The following is a 12,870-nucleotide window of genomic DNA, read 5'->3' on the forward strand; positions in this document are numbered from 1 at the left end:
TCCGTCCGCTATGGCAGCGAAATGCACGACGAACTAGAGTATGGGGAAGCGGCGAGGCAGCTCGGGCTTTGCCTCTTCCATGCTCTCGCTTGTGTCGGTCGCATCGATAATGGGCGCCTTTAACCCTAATCCCTCCTACCATGCAAGACACCGAAATTGACGTTTCGCCCCTTCTAGCCTCCCCCGGCTTCGCCCCTTGGCATTGCTCCAACTCCTGCGCCAGCCTCGGCCAGAACGCTGGCGCGCTCACTTGGCAAGCCTCGCAGCGCCACGCCTTGGCGCTTGTCCTTACCGAAGGGCAGAAGGAGGCCTTCCGGGGCTTCGTCCGATCCTCCGGAGGGTGGAGCGACGAGGAAACCGCAGCGTTCTCTGATGCCGACTTAACCGCCCTTTGCGTTCAATGGATTGCCGGAGACATTCGCGAGGGCTTTGGTGACGATTTGCCCGACGATCCCAGCGAGTGGGATTGGGTCGAGTATCTGCATATGGCCGATAACGGGTCCGTCGCCTCCACTCTTTACCTGAGCGACGGGAAACTTTTCTGGAGCTGCGCACGATGAAAACCGGAAAATGTGACCTGCGAAAACGGGAGAAATATCTAGCCGGGTATGTCATAGAAGGCACGCTATGCGGAGGGCCAGAGCTATTCCACGGGAGGGACTTCTGCGCAGCGTGGCCTAGCCGCCCAGGGTACCACCCCACCGTTTACAAAACGGAGGAGGAGGCTGAAAAGGTCCGAAGCACGCTTTCTGCGGTGGGAGTAACCCGCGTTCGTCCCTACGTTTACGAAACGGCAAACCCCGAGAACGCCAAAGGACTGCCCCTATTCGCCAAGTAAGATTCCCACCTTTTCCCTTCCCCTCGTCGGCCAACCGGCGGGAGCGAAGGGAACGGGAGGCAATCCCGCCTCGCTTAACAGCCTATTCCCTACCATGAAAACGACCGCCCTCCCCCCTTCAGTGCTTACCAAGAGCCAGACTAGGAACTTCGGCCCCGTTCCGTGCCCCTCATGGGGCGAAGGTTACACCATCACCGCGGCCGTTCGTTACGACGACCGCTGTGGAAATGGTCACAACACCTTCGGAATCACCGCGTCGATTCGTGGCCCGGGGGACCCCGACGCCGCGGGCGGGTGCCTGCACAACGAGATTGCAGGGGCTTTCCCCTCCCTCGCCCCGCTCGTCAAGTGGCATGGGGTTTCGTCGGATGGCCCGCTACACTATCTGGACAACGCCATTTTTCTGGCCGGCGAACGGGATTGCCACGGCCTCTTAAAGGGCGAGTTCCGCCAACACCTTTCCCGGGGCAAGTTGCAGGCGGGTGGAATCGAGGGGGTCCCGCTGTGGGAACTGGTTCACCCCGAGGGCATGAAGACAGAGATTTACGCCCACGAGAAACCCGCTCCGGTAACGCTTGAGTGGCAACCCTACGGCCGGACCGGAGAGGGCAAGGCCCGCGAGTTGGCATCCGCTCGCGTTTGCGCCTGCTGGCCCGAGGCGACCGACGAAGAACTCATGCAGGAGACCGAGGCCCTTAAAGCCGCGTTGCTGGCCCGCCTGCCCGCCTTGCTTGTCGAGTTCAAGGCTGCTGTCGAGTCCCTCGGGTTCACCTACTAACCCCCGATACCATGAACGCCTTCAACGTCTATCTTGGCGGTCGTCTAATCGACACTGTCTTCTATTCCAAATCGTACCGCATGACCTGCGACGAAGTGAGGCAATCCCTCATCGGCCACGATGGTTATGGCTATCGAATCACCGTCACCAAGAAACGCGCATGAAACACCTCCCCAACCTCGCAACCTTCTTAGTCGCCTGCCTCATCTGGAGCGTCGTTATCTATCTGGCCGTCAAGGCCGTTTAATACCATGCGTAAACCAACCCTCGCCGAGCTGTGCTCGGGCCTCCTCGCCACTACCCTGTGGCTCGCCGTGATCCTCCTCGCCGTCGAGGCACTTTGAACACAACCTTAACACCTCATCCCATGACACCGAAACTCGTTCGCACCACGAAACCCGCTTTGACTGGCCAACACCCCGACCTCCGGGGCGACTGCTCCGACCTCCGGGGCGACTGCTCCCGCCTCCGGGGCGACTGCTCCCGCCTCTCGGGCAACTGCTCCGGCCTCTGGGGCGACTGCTCCGACCTCTCGGGCAGCTGCTCCGACCTCCGGGGCGACTGCTCCGGCCTCTCGGGCAGCTGCTCCGACCTCCGGGGCGACTGCTCCCGCCTCTCGGGCGACTGTTCCGACCTCTGGGGCGACTGCTCCCGCCTCCGGGGCAACTGCTCCGGCCTCTCGGGCGACTGCTCCGGCCTCTCGGGCGACTGCTCCGACCTCCGGGGCAACTGCTCCGGCCTCTCGGGCAGCTGCTCCGACCTCCGGGGCGACTGCTCCGACCTCTGGGGCGACTGCTCCCGCCTCCGGGGCGACTGCTCCCGCCTCCGGGGCAACTGCTCCGGCCTCTCGGGCGACTGCTCCGGCCTCTCGGGCGACCTCGACGCTTGCGGCATCACTGTGGAAGACCGTGCCAGGGGCGTGGGTATAGCGTCTCTCATCGCCCCTTAATACCAGATACCATGCACCATATAACCACCAAAGCCCTCGACCGGCTCCTCGACGACCTCGCCGAAGAGCGCGTCCGCCAGCGTATCGAACTGGCCAACGAGACCGAACTCGGCCCCCAGCAGATCATCCTCTCCAGCCTCGCCGCCCGCAAGCAGGAGGTGTCCCGTGAGTGATCTCGCTATCACCGCTATACCCGCTACCATCGCCCGTCTCGGTCGCCCCCGCCTCAAAGAGGTGGGCGGCACCTCTGCTCTCCTCGCCCTCCTCGAAGAACACAGCATCCCCACACTCATGGAAGAGGGGCGGGTAGCCACGGCATCGGACCTCGCGGCCGCCTGCGTTGTCATACGACACCTAGTTGCCCTTTGGCGGAGGCAAGAGGCCGAAAAGCATGACCTCGCGAGGGAGTCCCGTCTGCTGCGGCAGGACCTCGACACGCTCTCTCGGGACGGCCGGTATCGGTAAACCAAATGCCTCAAATGACAAACGCACTCGGAACCCCCATCGCCCCCCGCGTCGGCTTCGCCCGCAGCAAGACGCGCCGGCCCGCCATCGGCCTGCACCTGCCCTCCGCCCGGGAGATCAAGCAAGCCGCCGACTCGTGGCAGCGCCGCCAGCCTATCGGGGCCAGCTCCGGCTACTTCAGCACCCCACCGCTCACCTCCAGGAACCTTAATAGGAAATTTGCATGACCTCCGACGACCTGCACTCGATCCGCTACTTCTGGGAGGAGAAGGGCGACCCTACCTGCTGGGTGGGTTGGGAAGCCGCGAAGCCCGACCTTCGCAAATGCTACCCGCAGATTCTTTGGGCGTGGGAGAACTACCTTGAAACTCGCCAGTGCCTCACGGAAAAAATACGGAACGCTATTACCGACCTCGGAGAGGATTAACACCATGATCGACCCAACCCGCCTTAAGGCCAATGTCCTGCGCCGCATCGCCGCCGATGCCTCGTGGGATGCCGGCCGCGCCAATCAGTTCGCCGTCGAGTGCCGTCGCGCCTCCGACATGGAAGCCGCGCGACTCCATGAGCACGACGCCGAGGGCCTCCGCCTTGTGGCCCGCGTCGCCAACGAGGAACTTCGCCGCAGAGGGGGGGCCCTGACATGAAATCCGACTTCCACCCCCACACCGAGAGGCTGCTTCGCGAGATCGTGGAGACCCTCCAGGCCGAGATTAGCTCCCTCGCTCGGCAAGCCAACGAGGAGACGTGCCCCGGCTCCCGCCAAGGCATCCTGGACGAGATCCAGGCCCTAAGGGAGGACAAGAAGGAGATAGTCGAGCTGCTGACTTGACATCCCCTAAACAATAAACATCTAAGAGGGCCATGCCGCCGTCCACCTCCAACCACCGTAAGCAGGTCGCCATCTCCGCGCTCCGCTGCGTCAACCCGACGGCCTTCCGTCGTGAGTTCCACACCGCTTACGGGGTCATCTGCCCCGACGGCAAGGTGTTCTCGACCCTCCGCGACGCCAGCATTGCCCTCGGCTATCGCCCCGGCACTCTCCGGACCCTCCGCTCGCAAGCCGGGGGCAAGGGGCAGATGCTCCTGCGCGGGCTCACTGTAACCTTCTTGGACTGATACCACCATGACCAAATACGACCTCGCGCTCCCATCAGGGATGATCATCGACGCATTCGAACTCAGTATCGGTCCAGACCTTTCTCCATGCTATGGGTCGGACGGTACCCTCTCGGCGGGTTACGACGAGGCAACCGGCGATCCCATCCCTTTCTCCAAGGAGGACCGCAAGTTCATCGCCGCCTTAGCTATTTCATATTGGACAAAGTTCGCTGAGCAGCCCTAGCCCCCATGCCCCTCTACTTCGGAGCCGATGGCTCCAACATGGGCAGCGTCGTCGCGCTGCCCGTCACCTCCTTCGCTCAATTCGTCAAAGAGCAACTCGGCCACCCGGCCATGCTCAATGTCACCCGTGAGGAGTTTCATGCGATGCCCAAGGACAGACGCAACGCCACCAAGCGCGTGCCGTTCTTCGTCCCCGCGACGTTCACCTCCTCGCCGTCACGCCGTGCCCACGAGTTAGCCGGCCCGTGCAACTTGATCGCCCTCGACATCGACGACGAGAACGTCGCGATGGCCAAGGTCTACGCCCGCACGCCGCAGGCTCTCCACGAAGCCCTCGACCCCTTCGCCTTCGCGGCCTACCTGACAGCCTCTTCCACCTTGGAAGCCCCCCGGATGCGCATTGTGGTGCGTGCCGAGGGCATCGCCCCTGCTTCCTATCCCGAGGCCGTCCGCTCGGTGGCGAAGATCCTGGGCCTGCCCAAGATCACGCAGGAGAGCCTTGTCGCCGTCCAGCCGATGTACCTGCCGACGCTGTTCGCCGGGGAGGATCTCCTCGGGGTGCATCCCCTGCTCACCGCCCGACCGGAGGGCGAGGCGTTCGAGGTCAAGCATATCAAGGACGCCGACGTGGCCCTTGCCTCCCGCACCCCGCTCAACCCCGAGGAGGCCACGGCGGACGATCTGGAGTTTCTCGCCGCGCCGGTTGACGAGGTGACCCTCGCGGATATGGAGAGCGCCGTCGCCTCCCTCGATCCCGACATGCCCTACATGGAGTGGCTGGAGGTCGCGGCCTCGCTGCGCCACCAGTTCCCCAAAGACCCCGAGGCCGCCTACGCGGTCTTCGATTCCTGGAGCGCCAAAGGCAGCAAGTACGCCGGAGCAGAGGACACCAAGGCCAAGTGGTCCTCGCTGCGACAGACGCCCCGAGGCCGCAAGCCGGTCACCGCCCGCACTCTCCTCTTCCGTGCCGCCGCTGCTGGCTGGGTCGGAGCGGGGAAGATCTCGGTCAAGATGCACAAGGCCCTCACGGCATGGTTGGACACGCCGGGACTCACGCCTCAGCAGCTCATGGTCGAGGCCCCCCGCCGCATCGCCGCCGCGCCGATGCTCTCTCAGCTCGAACGCGCTGATCTGCTCTCCATCCTACACCAGAAGCTCAAGGAGGCGGGGCTCAAGATCTCCTCCAACGACCTGCGCAAGGAGATGCACCGCATCGCCAAGCTGGCCTTCGCGCCGGCCGAGACGGTCAAGTCCGCCCCCGAGAGCCAACTGCCCGGCTGGGCGAAAGGATGCTGCTACGTCGCCGGGCAGGACGTGTTCTTTTTCCGCCAAGGGGATCGCCGCTACGCCCCCGACGTGCTGAACAACATGTACAACGTCTACCTCATGCCCCAAGGCGGCAACGACTCCGGCAAGCCCTCGATCTACGCCAAGGACTACCTCTTGAACGTTGTGCGCATCCCCAGGGTTGACCAGTTCTCCTACGACCCGGCGAACGCGGGCCTCACCTTCATCACCGACCCGGTGACGAACACCCGGTTCGTGAACACCTATCGCCCCACCTACCCCGAGCCCGATGAAAAGGGTGCGGCGGAGCTGGGCGCACTGGTGGAGGCCCACGTCCGCAATCTCTTCGACCAGTACGCCGAGATGCTTCTGAGCTACCTCTGCTTCATCGTGCAGAATCCGGGGCGCAAGATCCGCTGGTCCCCGCTGCTCCAAGGCGCCCCGGGCTGCGGCAAGACTCTCATCGCCATGCTGCTCAAGGCCGTGCTCGGGCCGACCAACGTGAGACTGACCGACGCCGACCAACTCTTCCGCAACTACAACGGCTGGGCCGAGGGTGCGCAGGTCGTGGCTTTCGAGGAGGTGCGCGTGGTCGGGCACAACCGCCATCAGGTCATGAACAGGTTGAAGCCGGTCATCACCAACGACGAGGTGACAATCGAGGAGAAGTACATCAAAGCGTCGCAGGCCCCCAACATCACCAACTACATCCTCCTCACCAACTACCAGGACGCCCTCGCCCTCACCCCCGACGACAGGCGCTACTTCGTCCTCTTCGCCCGCTACCAGACCGAGGAGCAGGTTGCCGAGATGGGGAAGGGCTACTTCAGGAAGCTCTTCGGGGCCATCGACCACAGCGCCCCGCAACTGCGTCACTGGATGCTCTCCCGGCCCATCTGCGACGAGTTCGATCCTGACGCCCACGCTCCCCGCACGATCCACCGCAACGAGATGGTCGGAGCCGCCTCCAGCCCCATTGCTGTCGCGATCCGCGAAGCCCTCGACGACTCGACCAACCCGCTCATCACCGACGAGGCCGTCAGCCTGAAAGCACTGACAGACTGGCTCTCGGCCAAGGGCGTCCGCGAGGGTAGTGGCCAGTCCATCACAAGCGTCCTGCGCGAGTTCGGCTTCCGCTCCGCCATGCGCTCCCGGCTCCCCGACGGCCGGCACAGCTTCTGGGTCAAGCGTGGGTCCGAGGCGGATACGAACGTGTCTGCTGCGGTGTCACGCATGGTCGCCAACGAAGTCGGAGATGAAGGGGGGATTTTGTGAAGCCCCTGCGAATCTTAGTTGCTTGCGAGTGCTCCGGTGCCGTGCGCCGGGCCTTCCGGGCACTGGGCCACCGCGCATGGAGCTGTGATCTGCTCCCGTCGGAAGACGACTCGACGTACCACTTCTGCGGAGACGTTCGCAATTGGATTACCCCGACTTGGCTCGAAGAGTGGGACGCGGTGATCGCCTTCCCGCCCTGTACCGACTTGTGTGTGTCCGGGGCTCGCCACTTCGCTGCGAAGCGGGCCGACGGTCGGCAGCAAGCCGCCATCAACTTCTTCACGATGTTCACCCGGCTCTCTTGCCCGTGGGCCATCGAGAACCCTGTGGGCATCATGTCCACCCACTACCGCAAACCCGACCAGATCATCCAGCCGTGGCAGTTCGGCCACGGGGAGACGAAGGCGACCTGCCTCTGGCTCAACGGTCTGCCCAAGCTGGTTCCGACCAACGTGGTCGGGGGTCGCGAGGCGCGTATCCACAGAATGGCCCCGAGCCCAACCCGTGCGGCGGATCGCTCCCGCACCTATCCCGGCATCGCTGCTGCAATGGCCGATCAGTGGTCCCGTGCGCTCTCGGAGAGCATCCTCTAGTATCCTGAAAATAGTACACGCAAACTGCTTGCAATAGTCGAAACACCCGCCATAGTCCACGCCATGACACCGACAGACGATACCGAAAGCCGCGCCCGCGCCGCCCAATGGGAGACTCAGAGGGCCTACCATTTGATGAGCCGCGCCCCCAATTTTGACCGGGCGGAGAGGATCGCCGCCCACTATCTCCGCAGCGCGGCCAGTGCCCAGTACCTGCTCAAGATCGTCGAGATGGTGCGCAACGGCGCGGAATGGACCCCTGAAGTCGAGGAGATGGTCAAGTACCTTTCCGACAACCTCCGAGCCCACCACGCCGCCGACCTCGGGATCGAACTGATTTGGTCTGACCACCTTCAAGAATCCTAATCCGATGACACCGACAGACGATGACCTGACCCGCCGACGCCGCTGCGGCCAACACTGCTCTCCCGTCCAGGAGCGGGAGATCGCGCACTACCTCCGTCAGGGCGCGACCAACTCCGAGGCCGCTGAATACTTCCAGCGCTGCCGTCGCACCATCGCCCGCATCCGGGCACGTTACCTCTCCACCCCCATCACCACCAACCAAGACAACGACATCCTATGAGCATCGAAACCGAAATCGCCAGTCTCACGACTGCCATCCGCAACCTGACCGACGTGCTCCTCGCCTCTGCGGCGAAGGCGCTCCCCGCCCTGACCCCGACCGTGACGGTCGCCGCCGTCTCCACCACCGTCAGCGAGCCCGTCACCACGGAGGTGCCGGCCCCCGAGCCGAAGAAGGCCGTGAAGAAGGAAGCCGCTCCGGTCCCTGCCCCCGCTGCTCCCGTTGCTCCCGTTGCAGCCCCCGCTCCGGCCCCGGTGCCCACCGTCTCCGAAGATGATTTGCGGGTGCAAATCGTCGAACTCGCCCGGCCGAACATGGCTGACGCGGCGTTCAAGGCGTTCCTCGGCGGCAAGCTGTCCGAACTCCAAGGTGCTCCGTGCTCCATCTCCGGCACCGGCAAGTTGCCCAAGATCGACGCGGCCCACCTGCCGACCCTCCTCGCCGCCATCAACAAGCAACTCGGGAAGTAATGAAAATCTCCCTCCAACCGTCAGCGGCGCACCGCTGGCTCAACTGCACCGCCTCGCCACGTTTCCTCGCGGAGCACGAGGCGGAGTTGCCCAAGCGTGATACCGAGTACTCTACCGAGGGCACCCTCGCTCACGATGTCGCGGAGAAGATGCTGCTCGGTCAGCCGTGGTCCTGCGACCCGGTCATGGTCGAGCACGTCACCGGATACGTCGAGCGGGTGAAGGCGAACCTCGCCACCGCCCGTGAGGGTGCCACGCTGCACGTCGAGACCAAGGTGCCGCTGTTCTACATGGCCGACCGCAATGGGCGTATCGACACCACGGTCATGGACAAGGTGGACATCTGCCTCATCGTCCGCGACCTCAAATATGGCGAGGGCGTCATGGTCGAGGCTGAGAACAACGAGCAGCAGGCCATCTACGCGGAGTCCTTCATCCGTGACCAGTGGCCCGACATGCCGGCCGACGGGCTCGTCCGCATCGTCATCGACCAGCCCCGTGCTCGTGACGGAGTCACGATCAAGGACTGGGTGCTGACCCGGTCGGAGCTGGGTCTCTTCTGCTCCCGCATCGGCGCTGTGGCCCGCAAGATCATCGCCGACGAGGACACGCAGTTCGCCCCCGGCTCAGCGTGCCGCTTCTGCGAGGCCAAGGGCATCTGCCCCGCCCGTGGCAACCAAGCCCTCGCCGTGCTCCCCGAGGAGACGACGATGCAGCTCGGCGGCCTCCCGCCCCCCGAGGGGCTCACGGAGGATCAGATGCGCCGCATCGTCGAAGCCAAGGGCCAGTTGGTTGACTGGCTCGACTCCGTCGAGGCCCACGTCTTCGCCCGCCTGACCGAGGGCAAGGAGTTCCCCGGCTTCAAGCTGGTGGAAGGTCGCTCCAACCGCCAGTGGGCTGACGAAGCCGAGGCGGCGAAGAAGCTGCGCCGCTTCATCGCCAAAGAGGCGCTCTGGTCCGCACCGAAGTTCCTCACCCCCGCCCAAGCAGAGAAGGCCCTCAAGAAGCCGCTCAGGCCCGTCACTCCCCGACTGGAGAAGGCCCTTGTCCGTCTCATCGTCAAACCTGAGGGCAAGCCCGTGCTGGCCCCCGAGTCCGATCCCCGCCCCGCCATCTGCCAGAACCCTTTGGAAGGACTCGTTGACGAGTCTCTCCTGTAACCAAACCGCTAGTAACCAACAAAAACAGACATCATGCAAATCAAGATCAAAGACGTTCGCCTCTCGTTCCCCTACCTCTTCTCCCCGCAGAAGGGCACCAACGACGACGGCACCCCCAACGGCAAGGACACCTACGCGGCCACCTTCCTCTTGGAGAAGAAGCGCCATGCCGCCACCATCGTCGAGATCAACAAGGCCGTCGCCGAGTTGAAGCTCGACCCGAAGATCAAGGGCAAGCCCTGCAAGCATCTGCCCCTGCGCGAGGGCGCGGAGAAGTCGCACCTCGACGGCTACGACGAGGACATCATGTTCCTCACCGCCCGCTCGCCCCGCAAACAGGTGGTCGTGGACGTGAACATGAGCCCGCTCTCCGCCGAGGACGGTCGCCCCTATGCCGGGTGCTACGTCAACGCGGTCATCGACATCTTCCCCTACGTCCACCCCAAGAGCGGTGCGGGCATCTCTGCGTCGCTGCGGGCGGTGCAGTTCAAGCGCGACGGCGATCCGTTCGGTGAGAAGCCGGTCGATCCGACCGAGGTGTTCCAGGACGAGAGTGGTGACGAGTCACCACTCTGATACCCTCCGGTGCCGCGATCTATGGCTGGCTCGGCACCGGCCCATCCTCCCTTCGGGGAGGGTGTTTTGAGCCTCTGTTTTCTGACGGTACTTGGGTCGCGAGGGACACATGGGTACCACAGAGGGCGGAGGCTCAAAACACCCCAACCAAGTACGCCATGAAATTCCTACGCATCGAAAAATCGCTTACGTCAGTCGAGAACGTCGTTCTCACGATTGTCAACCGCCGCGAAGGCGCGACCCTGCTCAACGTGGACGAGTGCCACAGTATCGAGGTGTGTGCCGCTGACCTGCGTGGCTTCATCGGATGGGGAATCCCCGGCCACCTGTCCGTGGTGGATGGAATGGCCCTCTCGCATCTGGAGGACATGGCCGAAGGCCGGATCGCCCGTGAAGAGTACCCGGTTGAAGACCAGATCACGCCCGGTACCCTCCAAGGGCTCTGACCATGAGCTTCACCTCAGACACCTACCACGTCGCCAAGAAGGCGCACCGCTGCTACCTCTGCGGGGGGTTGATCCCTGTCGGGGAGCGGTACAACAAGAGGGTTGGCACGAACGATGGGGATTTCTGGTCAATCCACATGCACAACTTCTGCTCCGAGATCGCCCACGAGGAGTACCGTGACCAAGACGCTTGGGAGTTCCACGACGAATACGAGTTCCGCGAACTTCTTGCCGACCACGAACGCGCCCGCGCACAAGAGTCATGATCCACCTCGACTACGAAACCTACTCGCCCCTCGACCTCACAGAGGTCGGCGTCTTCAAGTACGCGGAGCACCCCGAGGCGGAGATCCTCATGTGCGCAGTTGCTTCCGAGACGGAAGGGCCGTTCCTGCTCGTCAACCCGAAGTGGGAGAGCGTGCGGGCGAGTGACCCACTGCCGCAGGAGTTGTTCAGCCTTTTCTACGCCGCTTTTGAGCTTCGGGAGGGTGAGATATGGGCGCACAACGCGCAGTTCGAGTTCGCCATCACTGAGAAGTTGGGTGGGCAACTGCTCCGTATGCCCACAGTTACTTTCCCCAAGCCCGACATTTCCCAGTGGCGCTGCACCGCTCTCCTCTGCCGCCGTGCGGGGTTCCCCGCCAAGCTGGAGAAGGCTTGCGAGATGCTCGGCCTGCCGCAGCAGAAGGACGCACGCGGCAAGGCTCTGATCCGCAAGTTCTCTACGCCCGACCCGAAGACGGGCAAGCGCACGCTGCCCACAGATGACCCCGAGGCGTTCCGGGAGTTCGGCGAATACTGCTTGCAGGACGTGCGGGCGGAGATGGCCCTGCACAAGGCCCTCAAGGCGTTCGCCCCGACCGGAGACCTGCTCCGCGCCTTCACATGGGATCTCAAGGTCAACGCTCGGGGCTTCAAGGTAGACGTACCGGCGCTGCGCAACGCGCAGGAGATCATCGAGTCCATCGAAGCCGAGAGCGGCGCGGAGTTCCTGAAGATGACCGGCGTGGCCCACACCCAGCGGGAGAAGGCTCGGCAGTGGTTCATCGCCCACGGGCTCAACCTGCCGGACATGCAGGCGGCGACCTTGGGCGCTGTGGATCTGGACAAAGTCCCCGTCGAGGCCGGCAACGCGCTGAGCCTCTACTCCACGATGCAGTTCGCAGCGGTCAAGAAGGTCCGCACGATGCTTAACTGCGTCTGCGCCGACGGCCGGGTGCGCGGCGGGCTGCAATTCCACGGTGCCTCGACGGGGCGGTGGAGCGGCCGACTCGTCCAGCCCCAGAACTTTGCCAAGCCGAAGAAGCACCATCGCAAATACACCGAGGGGTTCTTCGCTTCGTTGCAGATGGGCTTCGACCGGACCGCATTGGAGACGCTCTACGGCGACTGCTACGGCCTGATCTCAAGCTCGATCCGGCACTTCATCGCCGGCCCCCTGCTGGACGCCGACTACAACGCCATCGAAGCTCGCATCGTCGCATGGCTGGCCGGGCAAGAGGACGTGCTCCAGTGCTTCCGCGACGGCAAGGACCTCTACAAGTGGATGGCCTCGGGCATCTACGGCATCCCCGAGGGGCTCGTCGATGGCGACCAACGCCAACTCGGCAAGGTGACCATCCTCGGCTGCGGCTACCAGATGTGGTGGCCGAAGTTCCAGAAATCCGCCAAGGACATGTACGAGTTGGAGCTGTCCGACGCCCTCTCGGAGAAGGCGGTCATGGCCTATCGGGACCGCTGCTCCAAGGTGGTGCAGTTGTGGGCCGCTTTGGAGACTGCCGCACGCTCGGCCATCTCCAATCCGGGACAGACCTTCAAGGCAGGAGCCTACCTGTCCTTCACCGTCAAGAAGGTCGGCCCCGTCTCCTACCTGCTCATCAAGCTGCCCTCCGGCCGGCATCTGGCCTACCCGCACCCCCTGCTGGAGGAGGACAAGCGTCGCAACAAAACAGGTATCAGCTTCTTTGGGAACATCGAAGGTGAAGCGTGGGGCCGGGTCTTCACTTTTGGCGGCAGTATTCTGGAAAACAGTACGCAAGCGATTGCGTTTGACCTCATGGCCCACGGGGGTATGAACGCTGAATCCCAAGGGTATTCAGTCAC

18 protein-coding genes are annotated in these 12,870 nt (G+C 63.7%); all 18 read left to right on the forward strand.

The window, feature by feature from the left end; all coding sequences use genetic code 11:
* Positions 1-932: 932 nt before the first annotated feature.
* Positions 933-1,616, forward strand: a complete 684-nt coding sequence (locus ABFE16_10015; GenBank protein MEN6345635.1) for a hypothetical protein — start codon at positions 933-935, stop codon at positions 1,614-1,616.
* A gap of 403 nt (positions 1,617-2,019) precedes the next feature.
* Positions 2,020-2,565: a hypothetical protein gene (locus ABFE16_10020; protein MEN6345636.1), complete on the forward strand. Its 546-nt coding sequence runs from the start codon at positions 2,020-2,022 to the stop codon at positions 2,563-2,565.
* Positions 2,566-2,576: 11 nt separating this feature from the next.
* On the forward strand, positions 2,577-2,738 hold the full coding sequence (locus ABFE16_10025; protein ID MEN6345637.1) for a hypothetical protein: 162 nt from the start codon (positions 2,577-2,579) through the stop codon (positions 2,736-2,738).
* Positions 2,731-3,030 (forward strand): hypothetical protein, encoded by a 300-nt coding sequence (locus ABFE16_10030; protein ID MEN6345638.1) that lies wholly within the window; start codon positions 2,731-2,733, stop codon positions 3,028-3,030. The genes ABFE16_10025 and ABFE16_10030 overlap by 8 nt, the downstream gene beginning before the upstream one ends.
* A gap of 431 nt (positions 3,031-3,461) precedes the next feature.
* Positions 3,462-3,677: a hypothetical protein gene (locus tag ABFE16_10035; protein ID MEN6345639.1), complete on the forward strand. Its 216-nt coding sequence runs from the start codon at positions 3,462-3,464 to the stop codon at positions 3,675-3,677.
* A complete protein-coding gene (locus ABFE16_10040) occupies positions 3,674-3,862 on the forward strand; it encodes a hypothetical protein (GenBank protein MEN6345640.1) in 189 nt (62 codons plus the stop codon). Before ABFE16_10035 ends, ABFE16_10040 begins: the two co-directional genes overlap by 4 nt.
* A gap of 32 nt (positions 3,863-3,894) precedes the next feature.
* Positions 3,895-4,149, forward strand: coding sequence for a hypothetical protein (locus tag ABFE16_10045; GenBank protein ID MEN6345641.1), 255 nt, complete (start codon positions 3,895-3,897; stop codon positions 4,147-4,149).
* Positions 4,150-4,156: 7 nt separating this feature from the next.
* Complete coding sequence (locus tag ABFE16_10050) at positions 4,157-4,375, forward strand: hypothetical protein (GenBank protein MEN6345642.1); 219 nt, start codon at positions 4,157-4,159, stop codon at positions 4,373-4,375.
* A gap of 5 nt (positions 4,376-4,380) precedes the next feature.
* Complete coding sequence (locus ABFE16_10055; GenBank protein MEN6345643.1) at positions 4,381-6,936, forward strand: DUF5906 domain-containing protein; 2,556 nt, start codon at positions 4,381-4,383, stop codon at positions 6,934-6,936.
* Positions 6,933-7,529, forward strand: a complete 597-nt coding sequence (locus tag ABFE16_10060; protein MEN6345644.1) for a DNA cytosine methyltransferase — start codon at positions 6,933-6,935, stop codon at positions 7,527-7,529. Before ABFE16_10055 ends, ABFE16_10060 begins: the two co-directional genes overlap by 4 nt.
* Positions 7,530-7,664: 135 nt before the next feature.
* On the forward strand, positions 7,665-7,895 hold the full coding sequence (locus ABFE16_10065; GenBank protein ID MEN6345645.1) for a hypothetical protein: 231 nt from the start codon (positions 7,665-7,667) through the stop codon (positions 7,893-7,895).
* 4 nt (positions 7,896-7,899) lie between these two features.
* Positions 7,900-8,115, forward strand: a complete 216-nt coding sequence (locus tag ABFE16_10070; GenBank protein ID MEN6345646.1) for a helix-turn-helix domain-containing protein — start codon at positions 7,900-7,902, stop codon at positions 8,113-8,115.
* A complete protein-coding gene (locus ABFE16_10075) occupies positions 8,112-8,585 on the forward strand; it encodes a hypothetical protein (protein ID MEN6345647.1) in 474 nt (157 codons plus the stop codon). Before ABFE16_10070 ends, ABFE16_10075 begins: the two co-directional genes overlap by 4 nt.
* Positions 8,585-9,745, forward strand: coding sequence for a DUF2800 domain-containing protein (locus ABFE16_10080; protein MEN6345648.1), 1,161 nt, complete (start codon positions 8,585-8,587; stop codon positions 9,743-9,745). The genes ABFE16_10075 and ABFE16_10080 overlap by 1 nt, the downstream gene beginning before the upstream one ends.
* 33 nt (positions 9,746-9,778) lie before the next feature.
* Positions 9,779-10,321 carry an ssDNA-binding protein gene (locus ABFE16_10085; protein MEN6345649.1) on the forward strand — a complete coding sequence of 181 codons (543 nt, stop codon included), beginning with the start codon at positions 9,779-9,781 and terminating at the stop codon, positions 10,319-10,321.
* A gap of 158 nt (positions 10,322-10,479) precedes the next feature.
* Positions 10,480-10,767: a hypothetical protein gene (locus ABFE16_10090; GenBank protein MEN6345650.1), complete on the forward strand. Its 288-nt coding sequence runs from the start codon at positions 10,480-10,482 to the stop codon at positions 10,765-10,767.
* A 2-nt stretch (positions 10,768-10,769) separates the two neighbouring features.
* Positions 10,770-11,033, forward strand: a complete 264-nt coding sequence (locus tag ABFE16_10095; GenBank protein ID MEN6345651.1) for a hypothetical protein — start codon at positions 10,770-10,772, stop codon at positions 11,031-11,033.
* A partial coding sequence (locus tag ABFE16_10100; protein MEN6345652.1) for a DNA polymerase occupies positions 11,030-12,870 on the forward strand: 1,841 nt, incomplete at its 3' end. The genes ABFE16_10095 and ABFE16_10100, both read left to right, overlap by 4 nt.

The organism is Armatimonadia bacterium, assembly GCA_039679385.1.
Lineage (GTDB): Bacteria > Armatimonadota > Zipacnadia > Zipacnadales > JABUFB01 > JAJFTQ01.